This is a genomic window from Vibrio breoganii (genome assembly GCF_024346795.1).
In the GTDB taxonomy this organism is placed as follows: Bacteria; Pseudomonadota; Gammaproteobacteria; order Enterobacterales; family Vibrionaceae; genus Vibrio; species Vibrio breoganii.
The window spans coordinates 411784-431127 of record NZ_AP024865.1 but is presented as its reverse complement, the minus strand read 5'-3'; the positions used below and the strand labels follow the sequence as shown (position 1 = coordinate 431127).

Genomic DNA, 19344 nt, shown 5'->3' with positions numbered 1-19344 from the left:
GGACTGCCCTATGAACATTGCAATTATCACAGCCTGCCCAAGTGGTGTCGCGAACAGCATCATTGCTGCAGGCCTTTTAGAAAAAGCGGCTAAAGAGCTTAACCTTGATGCAAAAATTGAATGCCAATCCAACGTCATTGAAGGCTATGTCCTTAGCAAGAAAGATATCGATGACGCTGAAATTGTCATTATCGCTTCAGACACTGCGATCGATACATCACGCCTTGTGAACAAAAAAGTCTATCAAGGTAGCATCAAAGATGCGGTTAAAAATGCCAGCGCATTTATCGAGAACGCTCAACAATATGCCGTAACACTAACCAGTGATACCGTATCCACTAGCAGTACTGAGCCTTCTGATAGTAAGAAGATTGTCGCGATCACCGCCTGTCCTACCGGTGTCGCACATACCTTTATGGCCGCTGAAGCCCTCGAAGACGAAGCTGTTCGTCAGGGCCACCAAATCAAGGTTGAAACCCGAGGTTCTGTTGGTGCCAAAAACCAGCTTACAGAGCAAGATATTGAACAAGCGGATCTTGTTATCATAGCGGCGGACATTGATGTGCCACTGGATCGCTTTAACGGTAAGCTGCTTTACCGTACCAAGACAGGGCCAGCCCTTAAGAAAACCAAGCAAGAAATAGAAAAAGCCTTCTTAGAAGCAACGCCTTATCAAGCTAAAGGGGGCGCTTCTGCCGAGGTCTCTACAGAAAGCAAAGGCGTCTATCAGCACCTTATGACTGGCGTATCGCACATGTTACCTGTAGTGGTAGCAGGCGGTCTTATCATAGCGCTGAGTTTCGTATTTGGTATCGAGGCGTTTAAGCAAGAAGGTACATTAGCGGCAGCCTTAATGAGTATCGGTGGCGGCTCTGCATTTGCACTGATGATCCCTGTTCTTGCTGGCTATATTGCCTTCTCAATTGCCGATCGCCCTGGACTGGCTCCTGGTCTTGTTGGAGGTATGCTAGCCAGCACGCTGGGTGCCGGTTTCCTTGGGGGTATCGCGGCAGGTTTTATCGCAGGTTACAGTGCCAAGTTTATTGCCGAAAAACTGTCACTGCCGCAATCAATGGAGGCACTCAAGCCAATCCTGATCATTCCATTTGTTGCCACTCTTTTCACTGGCCTAGTCATGATCTATGTGGTGGGTAGCCCAGTAGCAGCGACGATGAGCGGCCTTGAGAACTTCCTAAATACCATGGGTGCGGGTAACGCCGTTATGCTAGGTATTCTGCTAGGCGCAATGATGTGCTTTGACCTAGGCGGCCCGGTAAACAAAGCAGCCTATGCCTTTGGTGTTGGCCTACTCGCTTCACAACAATATGCGCCTATGGCTGCTATCATGGCGGCGGGTATGGTACCGGCACTCGGTATGGGACTGGCAACCTTTTTAGCCAAGAGCAAATTTGAAGCCAGTGCGCGTGAAGCAGGCAAGGCATCATTCGTATTAGGCTTGTGCTTTATTTCTGAAGGCGCAATTCCATTTGCAGCCAAAGACCCAATGCGCGTGATCCCTTCTTGTATGGCTGGCGGCGCTTTAACGGGTGCGCTTTCTATGCTGTTCGGTGCAGAGTTGTTAGCACCACACGGTGGATTGTTTGTACTGCTGATTCCAAATGCCATCTCTCCTGTACTGATGTACTTGGTTGCGATTGCCGCGGGTACCGCCGTTACCGGATTTAGCTATGCATTCTTGAAAAAACGCGACGAGCAAGTTTTAGCATCAGCGTAAACTCATCTAAAGGTAAAAAGGCCAGATTCACTGAAACGAGTCTGGCCTTTTTTATTTTCTACTATTGGAGGTCTACTGCTCACTTTCAGGCCAGCTCTTGATGACCTGTCTAGCCTCAAAACACTCTCCCTGCAGTGTTTGTGTATGAGCGTCAAAAGGCTGGCCGATAAACGTTGTGCGAATCATTTTCCCTGTTGCCAGTTCAATATGAGTGCTTACCCTACCCTGGAAATTGTGCAGTATTGCAAAGTCCTGACTTTCGAATACTAGTTGGCTTGGGTAGTAGATGAAGTAATCTGGAGTAGCATCTAATTTACAACTAAGTGTTCGCTTTTCGCTAGCTACTACCTCAAAAGCCATCACGGCCCAAACGATAGCAGTCACCATTAAAAGGGATAACCGTCCATTTACTCTGCAATCTTGAATCATGCTAGGCTCCTGTTTACCCGTTAGCTTTAAGTATAAGGTAAACAGAAGTATTAACTCGGCTCATAGAGGTCGCGATAAAGCCCTAGCGCCCTTGAGCTCGGATTGTGAACGAGAGACAACCGACAAACTTCACCCCCCTCAGGCTGTCATCCTAGAAACAGCATCGCTGTTATCTAGGATCTTAGGGAGTGCTAAAGCTAACCATGTGCACGCTAAGAGTCTGCTGGGCCGGCATAGCGACTAACCCAGATTCCAGAATGACCCTGCTTTTAAACTGGAATATAGCAATGTCCAATTTTTAGCCTTACCATCAAGAGGTAGCCTAATTAACGTCCATAGTGTTCAACAATATACTGCTCAAAATCGTGGCACATTTGCTCGTCACTTAACTCGTTGTTCGCAAGCTCTTTATCCCCATCGACAATGCTGATTTTTGCATTGAGAGAGTGAACGCAAGCTCGAGGCCTGCTTGCAAGCGCAGAGATTTTATCCTGCTCTATCTGCCATGCTTGTTCAGACGTCAAATTACATTCGTCAGCAAGGTATTTGGCATTAAATCCTTCGCCCGTGAGCTGAATGATGGTTTGGTTGTGATTGACCGCATTGCCTTGATGCCAGTAGTGCTCTTCTAGCAAAGGACCTATCTCTGGATTATCCGTTAGGTACCCAAACTTTTTGGTGAAGTAGGCTCTGGTTTGATAGACCGCCATGTGGGCCAACAGGTAACCTTGATAGGCACAGGCTGATTCATCTGATAGTAAGTGAGGTATTGCCATTAGCGGTCTTGGGCTACATTCGAGACCTAGGATGCTTTTCTCCATCTCACGCGCTAATCGAGTGATGTTTTCAGGCGTGAGTTCTTCATCCGCTAATTGGTACAAGGCTCGCTCAAAGTACGGTACCACTAGAATGCTGCGCTCAGTATAGGCTTTGAAAGGCTGTTTACTCTCTATCATCGCTTTTATCACTGAATCGGGAATGGCCACGCCATTTTCGTCCAACGCATAGAGCTTTAGCCAGTCACTATCTTCTAAAAGACTGTCACAAAACATCGACTGTGTTTCAGCATAAGCCATTGATGTCGGAGCAAATTCTTGAGAAAAGCATGGAGCATTCATCTTCACGTTGGCAAAGTGTGCGGCGTGTCCTCCCTCATGGAACAAGGTGTTAATGCCATCGTAGCCACTGCCTACCTGATCGGGTTTAGCGTTGCTGGTGAAGTTAACCTTAGCGGGCGCCCATTGTGAGTTGTCGTAAAACGATGGGATAGGTCCATGGCAAAACCCATTAGGGTACTTGCCTTTGCGATCGAGTAAATCTAGGGTCAGCTCCGCATTCGAATAGTTGATATTCAATCGACCAAACGACTCAATCCATCGGCGTAACGATTGTGAAAATGGTACATACGGGTCAAGATCGCGCATTGCGTCACCCGAAAAAGAGAACACAAAATTGTGCCCTTTAAGGGCTTGCTCACCTTTATCACTTGCCAGCTGCCTAAGACTGTTCAAGTTACTCTCACGAGTTCGCTGTTCAAAATCATCCAGTATGGTGAACAATTCTGTTGTGGTCATTTGCTCTGTTTTCACAATCGAATAGTCAAAGAAATTGTCATATCCCAGTGAGCGAGCGAATTGATTGCGCAGTTTAACTAGATCTAAAAGTCCATTCACTAGCAACCATTGCTCAAGATCTAGCATAGCCTGATGCGATGACTGTCTAACCGACTCGTTATCGCTAGTACGGATATTGGCGGCAAGCACAGGAAGTGACCCTTCTTGCTTAATGCCCTGTGCATCCATAAAGACTTGAGTGTGCTGCTGCTTCTTTTCAAATAGCTCAGACTCAAATTGAATTAAATCAGCCTTCAACTCTCGCGCTTCACGAGTAGGCAAAGCATGCGCTTTGAACGTAGCAAGCCACCCCTCAAGTCCAGCCTTAACCGCATCAGACTCATCATTTGATGGGGTCGATTGAAGCTTCTCTAACTGCAATTCTATTTCTGAGAGTCTATCGGCATTGCTTAAAAATTGGTTCCAATGGGTTTCAGCTTGAGCCGAACCCGCTTGATCGTTTGAGATTCCCATATAGGTTTCCCAGAATAGATCCTCTTTTTGGCGATGAACCGCCAAATACTCTTTGTTCAACGAGTCTAGATATTGATGTGGATGCATGGGTTTTCTCATTCCTTTGAGTGATCATTAAAGGGAAGTTCTATAGAAAATAGTGTAACCATATAGAAAAGATATGGATACAAGTTGTAGGTAATAAAGCCTGCATTATCAATCAATTTACCGCAAAAATAGAGATGTTCCCTAATGTCTCTACACTCTGTAAGAGATCTCTCACAACGGTGTGGGAATAAAGTGTTTTTTGATATAGACGCCTTCCCACCTAACAATATAACCCATTGTATTTAATAGAAATAAATTGTATTGATTAATGATCGTTCACCTGTTTTTTATCGTATAATCTCGTACACCGTTGATAAGAATCACCAGTACAGTAATATGTTTCTTGTCGACAGGGAGTTGGCAGGAAAGGAAAACCTAAAGGACTGGGTATCTTCAGGACGAAGATTCGATTACTAGGAAGTAGTCAACACGGAAGTAGAGCCTCAGGAGAGGCGAAAGATTCAACACTGGACGTTGAGTTCAAGGACACCGTCAGAGGATTGGGTTAACGGACTTAGCCAGAGCAAGGATAGTATTAGGGAATGTGTTTGTAGCGGGATTGCTGCGTTTTAAAATTTGCCCCACCAGCTTAGCTGTGTGGGGCTTCTTTTTATCCATTCTATTTTGTACCAACTCCTCAATAAGTTACTTTTCTCTGTTACTCATTATTGTTACTCTGAAATCCAATGATTTCGCATGGAAAGCAAGATGAATAGCACCATCAACACCCTACTCAGCCACCGTTCAATCCGCTCTTTTACCGAGCAACCTATCGACTCTAGCCTTCTCGACACTATTCTTGACTGTGGCCTAGCTGCGTCCAGTTCTAGTTTCATTCAGTGCGTATCCGTAGTGCGTGTCTCAACTGCTGAAAAAAGAATAAAGCTCGCTGAATATGCTGGGGGGCAACCCTATGTGGAAAGCTGTGCGGAATTTCTAGTATTTTGCGCAGATTACAATCGCCACCAGCAAATTCACCCTGAAGCCCAGTTAGGGTTTACCGAACAAACACTGATTGGTTCGATCGACGCAGCAATGATGGCGCAAAACTGCTTAACAGCCGCAGAATCTGTTGGCCTTGGCGGGGTTTACATTGGTGGCCTGCGAAATAATCCACAAAAAGTAACGGAGCTTCTAGCCCTTCCAAAGCATGTCATCCCTCTGTTTGGGCTTTGTTTAGGCTATCCAAATCAAAACCCAGAAACCAAGCCTCGCTTGCCTAAGTCTATCGTTGTGCATCAGGAGCAATACCAGCCAATAAGCTTGGATGAATTGGCGCAGTATGATGCTCACATTCAAGACTATTACGCGACGCGTACAGACAACAAAAAAGCGGTTTCATGGTCAACTCAAATCACCCAGACACTCAGCAAGGAAGCACGTCCATTTATGCATGACTTTCTGCAGAAACAGGGATTCAACACCAAATAATATGAGTATGAATATACAGCAGGTTGAGAAAGCAACTCAGGATTGGCTTGAGCAAGTGGTCATAGGCCTGAACTTGTGCCCTTTTGCTCATAAGCCAAATAAGAATAAACAAATAAAGATAGCGGTAACAGAAGCGACATCCGAAGAGGCGCTACTAGAGTTTATCTTGTTGGAATTACGAGGGTTAGACAGCAAAGAGCCCAAAGAGCTTGAGACCACATTGGTGGTTTCGCCGGCAATGCTTGAAGACTTTATGGATTATAACTTCTTCTTAGATTGGGTAGATGCTTTGTTGAAGCAAGAAGACTATGAAGGGATCTATCAAGTAGCCAGTTTTCATCCTGATTACTGTTTCGGTGGCACAGAGCCAGAAGATGCGGAAAACCTCACCAACCGTTCGCCTTACCCCACTATCCACTTGATCCGTGAAGAGTCTATGGAAAGGGTTTTGAAGCACTATCCTGATCCTGAAGCGATTCCAGACAACAACATTGCGAGAGTGGAAGGTTTGACTGCTGAAGAAAAATCGAAGCTGTTCCCATACTTGATTCGTTAAATTAGGTATTCAGAAAGATAGCGGTAACAATGAGGTATGGATTCACCAATATAGTGAATTCCATACCCAATATATTTACTGATTCAACAAGCTTCTCAGCTGCGCGACCTCACCTTCAGGCAAGTTAAAGGGCGTATTATTCAACACGCACTTTACCGTCACTTCCGCTGGAGCATGTCTGCTCCCTTTTGTAGATAAGAACTTATACACTTTTCCGTTGCGATCAAATAACCCTTGGCAATAGGTATGAGTCTTTCTATATGGCATTAGCTTCAGAGATTGATTTTGCTCTGAGCGCACTGCAACAGCAGCACTTGCCTTTGTGTAGGCATGCATCGCATTGGTTTCAATATTGGTCGTCAAGTTATTATGTGTAGACATAGGTGCTCCTAGAAAAAACATCCATGCTTATTTTGTCCTGTGGAAATCTATCAGCCATTGTAGCTGCTCCAAGGGAAGGCCTTGGACTCTTCCAAAATAACCTGTTTAATAAATAGACAGAAATGATTTTGATTTGTATCTGTTATTCTCTGGGGTTATATCATTGGTTCCATACACCTAGCCTCTACGTTGATCATCTACGCAGAGTCATACACGTAACAGATCTCCGATAAAAAACTTCGGGCATGACGAATCTGGCCCTGTCATCTCCGAATGCTCCTATCGGAGATCTGGTGCTGACTTTACGAGACGGACAGCACGGCCAGATGCTCGATAAAACACCTCGAGCATGACGAGTTCGACTCAGTCATCTCCGAGCGCTCCTATCGGAGATCTGGTGATGACTTTACGAGACGGACAGCACGGTCAGATGCTCGATAAAATACTTCGAGCATGACGAATCCGGACCCTGTCATCTCCGTGCGCTCCTATCGGAGATCTGGTGATGACTTTACAAGGCAGGCAGCACGGTTAGATGCTCGATAAAACACCTCGAGCATGACGAGTTCGACTCTGTCATCTCCGAGCGCTCCTATCGGAGATCTGGCGATTACTTTACAAGGCGGGCAGCACGGTCAGGTGCTCGATAAAACACTTCGAGCATGACGAGTTCGACCCTGTCATCTCCGAGTGCTCCTATCGGAGATCTGGTGATTGCATTGCGCGGTAGACAGCAAAACAGATGCTCAATAAAACACTTCGAGTATGACGAATCCGGACCCTGTCATCTCCGAATGCTTCTATCGGAGATCTGGTGATTGCTTTAATTACTATAACGAAGAAACTGACAGACAGCTTGCGGTGAGAGTTGGCTTTTTCGGAAAGAGAGTTGCTCACAACTCCTCACCTCCTACTACCTATTGAGTCCGAATAGTAAGAGGTGAGAAGTGTATTGCTTCAACAAACAAACGACTATGAGATAAAGTTCGTCTGGCCGCATTCAGAGCATATGTATTTTCGCTTGTTTCTTTTTAAGAGTAATCTCTCTAAAAGACTTCTTCTTTCCCTGAAGTATGGCAGTTGAGTATCACAATTCCTGCAACGGTGTACCATTTGAATAACCTTTCTATAGATCCCATGAATAAAACGATAAATAATTTATATTAAAAGTCTATGTAAATACAGTTTACAGGACGACATTCATTATAAAAATAAGTAATAGAATATGAATAAAATCATACCTTTACTATTTTTAGTACGATATTCGATAAAAAAACAAGCAATTGATTAATCATCAGGCAGTCGTATAACTTGTCTACAAAAGCATTCCTTTAACTATCTTGCACTGAATTAAATTCCAAGATAATTGATTAAAGTAGCCAATTAATCAATAGGTTCCTAGTACGCATTAAATATACAGTAAGCTATTGTGAAAAAAAACGTTATTCGTACTAAGTAAGGATAAGTTAGGAGAAGATTAAATCTAGAAGGTTATAAAATGCTAGTAGAAGAGATATAAGGAATAGTAAAAAGCCCCATCAGTTCAATGCAAACCAATGGGGCTAAATGTAACGATTAAGAAAGAATACGAGCTCTAAACTTACGGCCTTTCATTTTGCCGTTCTCGATCTTCTTGTGTGCCACCTTAGCCAATGACTTATCGACAGCTACGTAAGCACGCATATCAAATAGGTTGATTTTACCTACCATTTTACCGTCAATGCCATTTTGACCCGTTAAGGCACCAAGAATGTCCCCTGCTCTCACTTTTTGCTTCTTACCACCAGAGATTTCGATGGTCACCATGGTTGGCTGAAGCGGTTTGTTGTTCGAGGTCTGTGGTAGTGCTTCTGGTTCGATGGCAATGTCCATGTATTCATCGATCATGGCAACGCGGTGATGCTCTTTGTCGTTGAACAGACTGCACGCTACACCTTTACTGCCTGCACGGCCAGTACGACCGATACGGTGAACGTGCACCTCTGGATCGCGGGACAGTTGGTAGTTGATTACGGCATCTAGGTTTTCGACATCGAGTCCACGCGCTGCAACATCAGTGGCAACAAGAATGGAGATACTCTTATTTGAGAACTGAACCAGCGTTTGGTTACGCTCACGTTGCTCCAAGTCACCGTGCAGGTCAATAACGCTAAAGCCTTTGTAATGAAGCTCATCTGCGACTTCTTGAACTTCTCGCTTAGTGTTACAGAAGATCACCGCAGATTCAGGTTGGTGCGTCAGCAACAATGTCTCCAATGCCTGCATACGCTGCTTGTCATCACCTACTTTGTAGAAGTGTTGAGAAATAGTGCTTTGCTCATGAGTAGACTCAACCTTCACAAGTTGTGGCTCTTGCATAATGCGAGCCGCAACCTGCTGAATTTTTTCAGGGAATGTGGCACTAAATAGCAAGGTTTGACGCTGTTTCGGCGCTTCAGCCACAATCGCATCTAAAGCATCCTGAAAGCCCATGTCTAACATTCTGTCAGCTTCATCCAGCACTAGTGTATTCAGCTCTGCTAGATTGATACGACCTCTTTCCAAGTGATCAAGAATACGACCAGGTGTACCTACCAAAATGTGTGCACCGTGCTCCAGAGAACCAATTTGCGACCCCATAGGCATACCACCACACAAGGTGAGCACCTTAATGTTGTGAATCGTACGTGCCAGCTTGCGGATTTCTTTGGCTACTTGGTCAGCCAACTCACGAGTTGGGCACAATACCAATGACTGCACGCGAAATCGCTTCACGTTCAGGTTAGTTAAAAGGCTTAGACCAAACGCTGCTGTTTTACCTGATCCGGTTTTGCCCTGACCAATGACGTCTTTGCCATTTAGCATCAACGGCAAGCTTTGCGCCTGTATAGGCGTCATCTCGGAATACTCCATCGACGTCAAATTATCAAGCAATGACTGAGATAAAGGTAACTTAGAAAATTTATTGTCGCTCAAGGGAGATTCCTTTTATGGATTAGGTAAGTAGCGCTGTTTCAAGGGTGACGACCCTAAAGGGTAGACACACTAAATGCAAGTTAAAAGTTCCACCCAAGATTAGCAAAGATCAGGGTATTCGGTGTTTGGCCAAATAAGCTGTCACTGGCACCATCAAAACGTTGCGCTACTACCACTAATTGCCAATCATTCGATAGCGAAGAGGTACTAGAAACACCCAGATAAAAAGAGTCGTCATCGTAGTAAGAACCCGAGAACACAATGCGGTTCAGCGGCGTAATATCAAACCCTAGGTCTGCATAAGCAGTGAATTCGGTAAAGCTCAGCGTTCGTGCCGTTAAGGGTAGGTTAAGAAAGACGATAGCGTTTTGCACGTCTTGAGGCTCAGTGATATGTAACAGCGCCACCGTGCTCATCCAGTTTCTGGCACCTGAGAAGTTATATCCAAGCTCCACGCTAGAAACCACCGATGTCGTTAACGACTGAACATTGCCATCCGCTGTTTGCCATTCATCCTTAGTGGGGCTAAATAGGGTACTTTCTGCCTTCAGCGAAGCACCCGCAAAATCAGTAGCAAGCCCTGCGCCTATGACAAAATCAAGGTTAGACTTTCCAATAATGACCTGGGCATCCCAGTTCGACACATTAAATAGATAGCGTGCAGAGTAGCTGTGTAACTCACTATCTTCTGAGGGACTAAATGCGAGGTTGAGCTCACTGGCATAGCCTAGTTTTCTTGTGAAATAGAGTGCATCTGTACCGGGTCGTTCGGGATAGTCCACATCGTAAATAGAGTAGGAATTAAAGATATCGTTGGGATTCCAGATGGTATTCATACCCCAATTGATACGAAACCGCCCCACTCTCCCCTGATAATTGTCGCTATGCCAATCAAAATAAAACCGATCAAATTGTGTGTTGGCGAAAAAGTCGCTACCTTCGCCCCAATTAAACGTGAGGTCTAGATAGCCTGGATCAAACCCAATGACTTCACGATATAACTCACTTTGCGCTGAGTCTCCCCAAAACAAACGATTTCGAACGCTAGCATTAAAGCGTAATTGACTACTAAAACGATACTCAAAGTCCAACCGATTATGAACTTGGTTATCAAAGAGGTCCTCCCCACCATCAACAAGTGTGCCTGTCATCATATAGTTGACATAACCGGACAACTCCCAGTCTTTCTCTGGTTCTAGCCCTGGAATTTGCGCCTGCAAAACCAGTGGTACCAAGAGTAAGGAGGCGATGAAGGCACGCATGGCTTTGCTCACTCAGCCACTGGACTCAAATGGGGTCGATAATCGGGGTTTAATTTATCTTCAGTAACCGCGCCGTCATCAATCACTATCACCCTAGCGGCTCGCGAGATAACCCTTGGATCGTGCGTTGAGAAGATAAAGGTGGTGCCCTCAGATTCATTGAGTTGCTGCATGATATCCAATAGATCGGCGGTGCTTTTCGCATCAAGGTTGGCTGTGGGCTCATCTGCCATTACGAATTTAGGATTAGGTGCCAATGCCCTTGCCACTGCGACTCTCTGTTGTTGCCCGCCAGATAACTGAGGGGGTCTCTTGTGCAAATGACTGCCCAAACCCACTCTCTGTAGTAACTTGCTGGCACGATCTCTACTCTCTGACTCTGTCGCCCCTTGCAGCTGCATAATGAACTCGACGTTCTCCAGTGCAGTCAGTACAGGCAGTAAGCTGTAGTCCTGAAAGATGAATCCTACTTGATCACGGCGAAATTGAATCTTCTCTTTCTCACTCAAACGGGTAATGACGAGATCATCTATCTTTACTTCCCCTTTTGTTGGCGTATCCAATCCCCCTAACATGTTGAGCAAGGTTGTCTTGCCCGATCCCGAAGGCCCCATCACTGCAACAAACTCTCCTTGCTCGATAGATAAGTCCACCTGCTTAAGAGCATCCACTGGAAAGTCAGTGTTCGGATTGTAGGTTTTGGTTAACTCACGCACTTTGATGGTCATGATTCGCTCACTCAATGTTTATCATTCATTGCTTGGATTGGACTTTGCTTAATAATTTGTCTGGCTGGATACAAGGCTGATAGCACGCTCACCAACAAAACAGCAAATGCCAAAATAAGGTATTGGGACGAGGTCACTTGTGGATAGAACAACGTATCGATACCAAACTCAGCAAGCCCTTCAGATGCAATGCTGAGATCAATGCCTGTGGTTTGTAAAATAGCGGTGATACCCAGCGCTAGAAGTACGCCAACACCTGCACCAGTGAGCCCTAAAAAGCTAGCCTCCAATACAATCAATCCTCTTACTTTCTCTGGCGTCATCCCCACAGCCATCAGCACACCAAACTCCTGTGTGCGCTCAAATACCGACATCAGCATAATATTAATGATCCCAAGCCCCATCGCTGCCACAAAGATAACAAGGAGCAGGTAGTTAAAGGATTGCATGCTCGATATGAGCGTCTTTAAGTAGGGTTGCAGGGTCTGCCAGTCTTCTACACTCACCTCTGCGTTTAGCAGCTTAGAGAGCCTACTCGCCAATGCAGGGGCTAGTTGATAGTCATCCATGGCAATTGCTATTTCGTGGATACCAGGAACACCGGTAAGCTCAGTGAGATCTGACTTTCTTACGAACACGCTATTGTCATCAAACGAGGCGCTAGGGCTAATAAAAATGCCCCTCACCCGGAACGCACCACCGGTCACCTCACCATGGGTGTCGCTAAAGGTCAGTACTACCTTAGACCCAAGCTTCAGTTTCAATCTATCAGCCAGTTTGTTTGAAAGTACGATAGGGTTTCGTCCTTCAGCGTTAAGCCATTGCCCCGCTACAAGCTTGTCTTTTATGGGCGTTACCTGCGCTTCTTGCTCTGGTGATACACCTAATATCCTGATTCCTCGATTGGCTCTGGCTGATGCGATCATTCCTGTAACGATATGTCTTTCGCTGTAGGCCGTTATAGCTTTCTCAGCTTGTATCAACGCCTGTATGGATTCTGTATCGCTTATAACGAGATTAACATCAGGCTCTAAGGCGTAATCTGGATGGTGAATTTGAATCGCATTGGTTTGCCATTGAATCGCATTGCCTAACATATTGGTCATCAAACCCGACATAAAGCCAATCATTAAAATCACGCTAAGTACGCCAATGACAATGGCTAATAATATGGTCGAAGTACGAAGCGGGGTTCGCCATAGGTTTCTCCAAGCTAGCTTAATGAGCATGGAATCCTCCTTTGAGTCCAGAAACCGCATCAAGCCTCATCACTCTCCACATTGGATACACCAAACAAATCGTGGTTATTACTGCCACTATGACGATTTGCTCTAGGAACAAAGCAGAATCTAGTGAAACTGGCATCACGGGCTCATACCCCATGTCTAACATTGCCTGAGCCATCTCACCCGTTAGGCGAATCGGGTACTGGTAAAAATAAAACAGCAAAGGCGAGGCAGTGACTACCCCTACCACAATACCCAGCAAGCCAATCAAGCTGGATTCAATAGCGATAAGTCGCAGCAATTGAGTTCGAGCCATTCCGGTGGCAAGCATCACCGAAAATTCTCTCAAACGCTCAAGTGTCATCATTAGCAAGGTGGCAAACAGAGCAAAGCCAACCACAATGTACAATAAGTACATCATGACAAGGCCTCCGACCCTATCTAAGACAATGCTTTGTTCAAGCTCAGGAGAGAGATCTCGCCAATCACGTATGGATACGCCTTCAGGATAAGCATCGCTGAGCTTCTGTATAACGGCAGGCAGTTTAGAAAGGTCGCTCAACCCAATAACCCACGAGGTTACCTGATTTCCTGTGCTAAACAGCTTTTGAGCATCACTCAGCGAAACGTATACCAACTGATTGTTCATCTCCTTTATGGGATAATGAACAATGCCTTTGATCTCAAAAAGCCCTGCCGCCATTTGTCCGCGATAGCCTTGTCCATAAAAGACAATCTCATCTCCTACCGTGAGTCCAAGATACTGGGCGACGCCCTCGCCAACAACTACGCCATCAACCAGGCCAGTTTCGTCTGCTGACCAATACTCGCCCTTGATAATGCGCTCGCTCAGGTTGGAATAGGCGTCCTCTAAGGTTGGGTTAATTCCTGAAAGCATTACGCCCTTTGAACGCTCGTCACTGGCCGCCAATATAAAGCTCTCTATACGAGGAAATAGGTAATCAATAGTGTCAATTTGGCGGGTATCAGAGATAAACTCATCTGAAGCAGGCAACAGCTCATCAATGCTATTGTTCTCTTTGTACTCAGGGTTCTGCAACTGAACAACACCCGTACCCATCTTGGCGTTATTTAAGATATTGTGGGTGTACTGCCCTTCTTGGAAGGCTCGCATGACCAGCGACAAAAATAACGTCAACGCAATCGCAGACGCCGTTAGGACAGTCCTACGTTTTTGACGCCAGATGTTTCGCCATGCCAGTCGCAATAACATGGTTTAATCTCTCAATGCGCGCATTTGACTCTGAGAGAAAAACGCGTCATCAATATCAAAATCAAACTGGGCGGCGTGAATCTCTATTTCAGTCTGATGTCCCTCTTTATCTGCCGGTATCATATGCATTCTCGTGGCCACATTGCGGCCTCCCATAGATTTAATATCAAAGGTTTGCATCGTGTTAACGAGTTCTGCAAATTCATCGTAGAACTCTACCTTACGCTGTAATAGATTGTCCTTTGATATCCACAAACGCACTTTATCCCACACCACCGGAGCGTCCGGTTTTGCACTAGCCTCAATGACGTAACACTCTACGCCGTCAACCTCTTCACTACCGATGAACGTATGTTGGTAGTCCACCACGATGGAACTTTGGTTAATTAAGTCATCATTAGTAAAATCGGAGCCCATCCAAGATTGCCCTAACATGGATGGCGCTATCTTTATGACTTTTTCAATGCTGGGAATCCAATTCCACATTTCATTGTGACGCTTAAGTGAGGCACTGCCTTTATCTTTCGCTGGCGCGGTGACGAGCACCAAGGATAAATCTAAGCCCTTATTCCAGGATTTCATGCTCATACTGCGAGTCCAGGTTGGGCGAGTGATGGTCATCGTCATCTCGCTGTATCCCGATTCACCCCGCATTTGTTGATCAGATAATCTAACCACCTCAGAGGCAGACAGCGTGTTTGCATTGACAGGAAGGTAAGGGAAAAGTAGTACCAGCCATAAACCAAATAGCGGTAGCAAAACTCTTTTACTAGAGTCTCCGATGTGCATGTTCTTTCCCCAAGGTCCTTGTTGGTGATAGATAAAGTAAATACCAATTTCTCAGGCTACGCTCTGACCCCGCTCATGAACTGTTCAATACACCAAAACCAATGCGTGACCGCGATCACAAAAACCCTCAATTACTTGAACTAAAACAGTTTTTTCTAGGCGGAATAAATATCTGCACGTTTTCACATCAAAAAATGCTCGAAATTCTAATCTGATATCGCAACACAATATCCTCTAGTTGTTTAGTTTCAATGACTTAACATTACAGCATCCCATATATGCATCGTTACGTTCACAATTTTCTATGTAAAAACAATAGGTTAAATTCCAGTCGATTAATAAAAGTGCCATACATTCGTAACCTAGCCGTCATTTTTGAGTCATTAGACATTCATATTTGGAATCTAAATTAGTCGCAAATCAAACGGGCAACAGCCCAAATAAATACTCCAGAGTGCGAACTCATATTTTACAAAATAGGAAATTTGAAGATGAAAAAGGCAGCACTAACTACTGCAATTCTAGCTGTAATGGCTTCTGGTTCTGCGGCAGCAGCAACAGTTTACAAAGATGACACTTCAGAGCTAAAGATTGGCGGTCGTGCAGAAGCTCGTTTCAACATCTCTGATAACAACAAATCTGCTGACGATAGCGCTTTTGACGACAAGTCCCGTGCTCGTTTGAACATCGTCGGTAAATCTCAAATTAATGACGACCTATACGGCTTTGGTAAGTACGAAGCTGAATTTGATACAGGTTCTAAAATCACTAACCGTTACGCATTTGCAGGTGTTGGCACAAACTTTGGTGAATTCTCTTACGGTAAACAAGACTCTGCTCAGGTAATGCTTACTGACATTACGGATACCATGGCTACGTTCGGTGCAGACGCTGCAGATATCGTTGACGGAAACAAAGACAAGCGTTCAAACAACTTCCTATACTCTGGCGAATTCGGTGGTTTCAACGTTCAAGCTAACTACCTAGCAAACGATGAAAAAGATGCTGACAGCTACGGTATTGCTGCAATGTACGGCTTTGATTTCGGCCTTGACCTAGGTCTTGGTTATGTTGGTCAAACAGACGGTGATGACGATGACAGCCAGATCAACCTTGCAGCTCAGTACTCTATCGCTGATTTCACTCTTGGTGGTTACTACGCTCTAGGTTCAGTTGCAGATGAAGATGTAAACGCATTCGAAATCACAGCTCTATACAAGCTCAACAAGTGGACATTTGTAGCGGTATACAACTACAACGACGTAGATACAGCAGTTAAGCAAGCTATCACAGGTCTAGATGAAGTTGATAACTTCGCTGTTGAAGCGGTATACAAGTTCAACGGCAACCTACGCACATACGCGGGTTACAAGTTCGAGCAAGTAGACAACCAAGACGACCAAATCCAAGCGGGTATCCGTTACGATTTCTAATCCGACAATCAGTTCAGTCTGATAAGTCCTTTGGCCGAGCTTTCATGCTCGGTCTTTTTGTTTCTACGAAATAATTGTGTTGTTGTGAAAGATTTTCCTCAGCAATATGTTCTACTGTAACAAGAGACGCATATCGCACAAGGAAACGCATCATGATCAAGCCAATCAAAATCACTTTATATCGTTGGGCTGGAAGCTGGGGACCATTCAAGGTCAATATCCCGTGTGGCGAATGCACATTAACGAAAGACATCCTAAAAGATACCTTTGAGAATGAGCTTGCTGATGTAGACGTAGAGCTTGAGGTAAAGGATTGGCTATCTCATTGGTGGGAACCGTTGAAACTCGGTGCATGGCACGCCCCGATCTTGGTCGTCGAGGGCAAGGTAGTCAGTCAAGGTGAAGCGTTAAACCGAGGTGTTTTAGTACAATCTGTTATTGCTGAGTGGACAAAGCGCGACGATTTACAAGGCAATATTGTGTTTGGTAAAGCGACCTGCCCCTACTGTGTAAAAGCAAAGAAAGCGCTAGACCAAGCAGGGATCGCCTATACCTATTACGATGTTGTCAAAGACAGTGCAGCACTCTACCGAATGATTCCTGAGGTTAAAGCTCATATTGGTCAGAAGACACCCGTTACTGTGCCTCAAATCTGGATGAACAGTGAGTATATCGGTGGTGCGGATAATCTAGACAAATGGCTTACCAGCAAAGACAATACCGTCATCCCGAACAATGTTGTGGATATACCTGCACGTACAGGTAGTGACTAGGGTCAACAAACCCTAATACAAAAAGGCGCTGATAGATAACTATCAGCGCCTTTTTTCAATTCCGTTTGCGTTTTCGATAACGCTTACTTCGTTAGCTTCTTCATCAGCTTCTTAAACATTGAAGGCTTACGACGCTCGATTTTGCCATCGAACTTTTGCTCCATCATTTTGATTGCTGATTGTTGACCAATAACCAATGCACCTAAATCGTTGCCCATGATGTACTCCAATTTCTATTTTGTAATTTAATTTCATTTGATGGAGTAATTGTAGCGCTGAATGAAAGAAAAACAAGATATAGATCACACTTATATGAAAACAAATTACGCGGCAGCTTAATTTATGAGCAAATGAAAGTTACCTAACACTATCATTGAACAACTAAATCAAACAAAATCATAAGCTTGAAGACAGAATACCTCTATTCACTCAAATGTATAAAAATTACACTAATCTCTAAGCTGCAATCAAAAAAAATCCGCCAGATGGCGGATTCATTTATCTATTATTCACACGGTCATTGCTTAGCTTCGTTTTGGCTGCTGGTAAGTCTTGCCAGCTAGCTTATAAGCGTCGCGTTGCTTAACATCAAAATAAGCATCAAAGAACCAAGCGACAAAACGAATAACGTGCTCATCCGTATTCATGATGTGCTCTACGAACTCTTGCAGGTCATCGCCTTCTTGTTGCGTAGTGACATGATATACACGCTGCTCACCATCAACCTCAGCAACTGCAAACTGCCCCTTAAGTGATAGTGCAACCTCAGAGACTTCTTCATACTCACACTCTTGCAATAGCAATAGCGCAGAAGGAAGATCAGCACATTCGCTGGCTGATTTTACGAGTTGCTCAAACTCATTCTGGTTCATTCAAATTTACCTAGATTAAAGTGATTCTTGTTGCTTATTATTCTGCGGATCATTTTGACTCGCAAGCAATACTTCTTGTTCCTTCATCATTTGCAGCAAAGCATCGCGATTTGCGGCAAATTTAGCCATTTCCGCCTTTGGTACAGATTCCGCCATCGGGATATTCGCGGTCATTGCATTCACAGGGCGATTTCGAATCAGCAATTCGTAATGAAGGTGTGGTCCTGTCACTCGACCAGTGGCGCCAGATAAACCGATCTGCTGCCCTCTTTTCACCTGTTGCCCTTTCTTCACTTGAATACGGCTCAAGTGGAGGTAACGCGTTTTATACGTCGAGCCATGCTCAAGTACAACGTATTTACCTGCATAAGGGTGGTTACGTACCATAATCACTTTACCATCACCCGCCGCCATTACCGGCGTGCCGACCCCCACACCAAAATCAGTACCGTTGTGTGGCGATACTCTACCGGTCACAGGGTGGAGTCGATGAGGGTTAAAAGGAGAAGTAATTCTGTGATTCTTAACTGGATAGCGCATAAACGCACGTTGCAGGCTCTCACCATTTTCGTCGTAATACTGCCCATCGGTGTGCAAATACGCACTGATGACTCGGCCTTGGTTAAAGATATTGATCGCCTCTATCTCACGGCTACCTGTTTCTTTACCGTCTACCGTTTGCACTTTATGAACGACAGAGAATTTGTCACCCGCGCGCAGGTCGCGAGTAAAGCTCATCTTGTCCTTCAACAGATCTGTAATTTCACGTATTTCATTGATGTTCATTCCCAATTTATTTGCTGATTGAGAAAAACTGCCATGAACATTACCAACTAAAGCCGCGGTTCTCCATTCACCTTCAATTGACACATCTTTAAAGGTGTAGGCATCATCATCAACACGAGTAAACTGCACCTTATCGGCTGGGTTAAATTCCAGTTCCATCTTGTCTAGCGAACCCGATGCTTCGTCTATCCAAAACGTCAATTTATCGCCAGGGCGTAAGGTATCAAGAGATAGGTGGTTTAAATCCTCTTCCATAATGCTAAGAAGACTTTTATAAGAAACGCCCAATTTGGCGAAGATAACACTTAGGTTATCGCCTTTTTTAATGGTGTAACTGTAGGTAGGTCTAGCCTCTATTGCACTGCTATTTTCAGCAGATGCGACAGCAGGCATTGCTATGCTTTCTATATTGAGATCGACAAATTTACGCTCACCTTGAGACTGTGACCATACTGCACTAACGCCAAAAATTAATGGCAAAATCAACAGGGCCTTTTTGAGTCTTGACCGAGATTGTTGACTAAGTTGATTAAGCTTGAACACCAAGTTACCTACTAAAATAATCTGCATGAAAACGACA

The 19344-nt window shown here is 44.7% G+C and carries 17 protein-coding genes; 5 read left to right on the top strand and 12 right to left on the bottom strand.

Annotated elements, in window-relative coordinates; all coding sequences use genetic code 11:
- The first annotated feature begins 10 nt into the window (after positions 1-10).
- Positions 11-1735 (top strand): PTS fructose transporter subunit IIBC, encoded by a 1725-nt coding sequence (gene fruA / locus OCU35_RS15070; protein ID WP_261826442.1) that lies wholly within the window; start codon positions 11-13, stop codon positions 1733-1735.
- Positions 1736-1807: 72 nt separating this feature from the next.
- Here fruA and OCU35_RS15065 read toward each other — a convergent pair whose 3' ends face one another.
- Both OCU35_RS15065 and OCU35_RS15060 read right to left on the bottom strand, forming a co-directional pair.
- On the bottom strand, positions 1808-2164 hold the full coding sequence (locus OCU35_RS15065; protein ID WP_102376835.1) for a hypothetical protein: 357 nt from the start codon (positions 2162-2164) through the stop codon (positions 1808-1810).
- 326 nt (positions 2165-2490) lie between these two features.
- The gene (locus OCU35_RS15060; RefSeq protein WP_017028687.1) at positions 2491-4338 is read right to left on the bottom strand and encodes a M3 family metallopeptidase; all 1848 of its coding nucleotides are present in this window, start codon (positions 4336-4338) and stop codon (positions 2491-2493) included.
- A 708-nt stretch (positions 4339-5046) separates the two neighbouring features.
- Between OCU35_RS15060 and nfsA the strand changes: the two genes are divergently transcribed.
- Together nfsA and OCU35_RS15050 are read left to right on the top strand one after the other, a co-directional pair.
- Positions 5047-5769, top strand: coding sequence for an oxygen-insensitive NADPH nitroreductase (gene nfsA, locus OCU35_RS15055; protein ID WP_017028688.1), 723 nt, complete (start codon positions 5047-5049; stop codon positions 5767-5769).
- 1 nt (position 5770) lies between these two features.
- Positions 5771-6325, top strand: coding sequence for a DUF1415 domain-containing protein (locus tag OCU35_RS15050; RefSeq protein ID WP_017028689.1), 555 nt, complete (start codon positions 5771-5773; stop codon positions 6323-6325).
- A gap of 75 nt (positions 6326-6400) precedes the next feature.
- Here the strand turns inward: OCU35_RS15050 and OCU35_RS15045 are convergent, their stop codons facing one another.
- The 7 genes from OCU35_RS15045 to OCU35_RS15015 form a co-directional block, all read right to left on the bottom strand.
- Entirely contained in the window at positions 6401-6706 is a 306-nt protein-coding gene (locus OCU35_RS15045) for a hypothetical protein (RefSeq protein ID WP_017028690.1), read from the bottom strand.
- Positions 6707-8281: 1575 nt separating this feature from the next.
- A complete protein-coding gene (dbpA, locus tag OCU35_RS15040; RefSeq protein ID WP_261826441.1) occupies positions 8282-9661 on the bottom strand; it encodes an ATP-dependent RNA helicase DbpA in 1380 nt (459 codons plus the stop codon).
- 80 nt (positions 9662-9741) lie between these two features.
- Positions 9742-10923 (bottom strand): hypothetical protein, encoded by a 1182-nt coding sequence (locus tag OCU35_RS15035; RefSeq protein WP_017028692.1) that lies wholly within the window; start codon positions 10921-10923, stop codon positions 9742-9744.
- Between the two features lie 8 nt (positions 10924-10931).
- Positions 10932-11651, bottom strand: a complete 720-nt coding sequence (locus tag OCU35_RS15030; RefSeq protein WP_038133134.1) for an ABC transporter ATP-binding protein — start codon at positions 11649-11651, stop codon at positions 10932-10934.
- Positions 11652-11662: 11 nt separating this feature from the next.
- Entirely contained in the window at positions 11663-12880 is a 1218-nt protein-coding gene (locus tag OCU35_RS15025) for an ABC transporter permease (RefSeq protein WP_261826440.1), read from the bottom strand.
- Positions 12870-14111 (bottom strand): ABC transporter permease, encoded by a 1242-nt coding sequence (locus tag OCU35_RS15020; RefSeq protein WP_261826439.1) that lies wholly within the window; start codon positions 14109-14111, stop codon positions 12870-12872. Before OCU35_RS15020 ends, OCU35_RS15025 begins: the two co-directional genes overlap by 11 nt.
- Positions 14112-14114: 3 nt before the next feature.
- Entirely contained in the window at positions 14115-14900 is a 786-nt protein-coding gene (locus OCU35_RS15015; RefSeq protein WP_261826438.1) for an outer membrane lipoprotein-sorting protein, read from the bottom strand.
- Between the two features lie 491 nt (positions 14901-15391).
- Between OCU35_RS15015 and OCU35_RS15010 the strand changes: the two genes are divergently transcribed.
- Both OCU35_RS15010 and OCU35_RS15005 read left to right on the top strand, forming a co-directional pair.
- Positions 15392-16333 (top strand): porin, encoded by a 942-nt coding sequence (locus tag OCU35_RS15010; RefSeq protein ID WP_261826437.1) that lies wholly within the window; start codon positions 15392-15394, stop codon positions 16331-16333.
- A gap of 152 nt (positions 16334-16485) precedes the next feature.
- The gene (locus OCU35_RS15005) at positions 16486-17106 is read left to right on the top strand and encodes a glutaredoxin family protein (RefSeq protein ID WP_261826436.1); all 621 of its coding nucleotides are present in this window, start codon (positions 16486-16488) and stop codon (positions 17104-17106) included.
- An 83-nt stretch (positions 17107-17189) separates the two neighbouring features.
- On the opposite strand, the gene OCU35_RS15000 is transcribed toward OCU35_RS15005, so the two are convergent.
- From OCU35_RS15000 to OCU35_RS14990, 3 genes are all read right to left on the bottom strand, one after another.
- On the bottom strand, positions 17190-17324 hold the full coding sequence (locus tag OCU35_RS15000; protein ID WP_017028699.1) for a hypothetical protein: 135 nt from the start codon (positions 17322-17324) through the stop codon (positions 17190-17192).
- Between the two features lie 306 nt (positions 17325-17630).
- Positions 17631-17978, bottom strand: coding sequence for a hypothetical protein (locus OCU35_RS14995; protein ID WP_017028700.1), 348 nt, complete (start codon positions 17976-17978; stop codon positions 17631-17633).
- 15 nt (positions 17979-17993) lie between these two features.
- Entirely contained in the window at positions 17994-19334 is a 1341-nt protein-coding gene (locus OCU35_RS14990; RefSeq protein ID WP_017028701.1) for a peptidoglycan DD-metalloendopeptidase family protein, read from the bottom strand.
- Between the last annotated feature and the right edge of the window lie 10 nt (positions 19335-19344).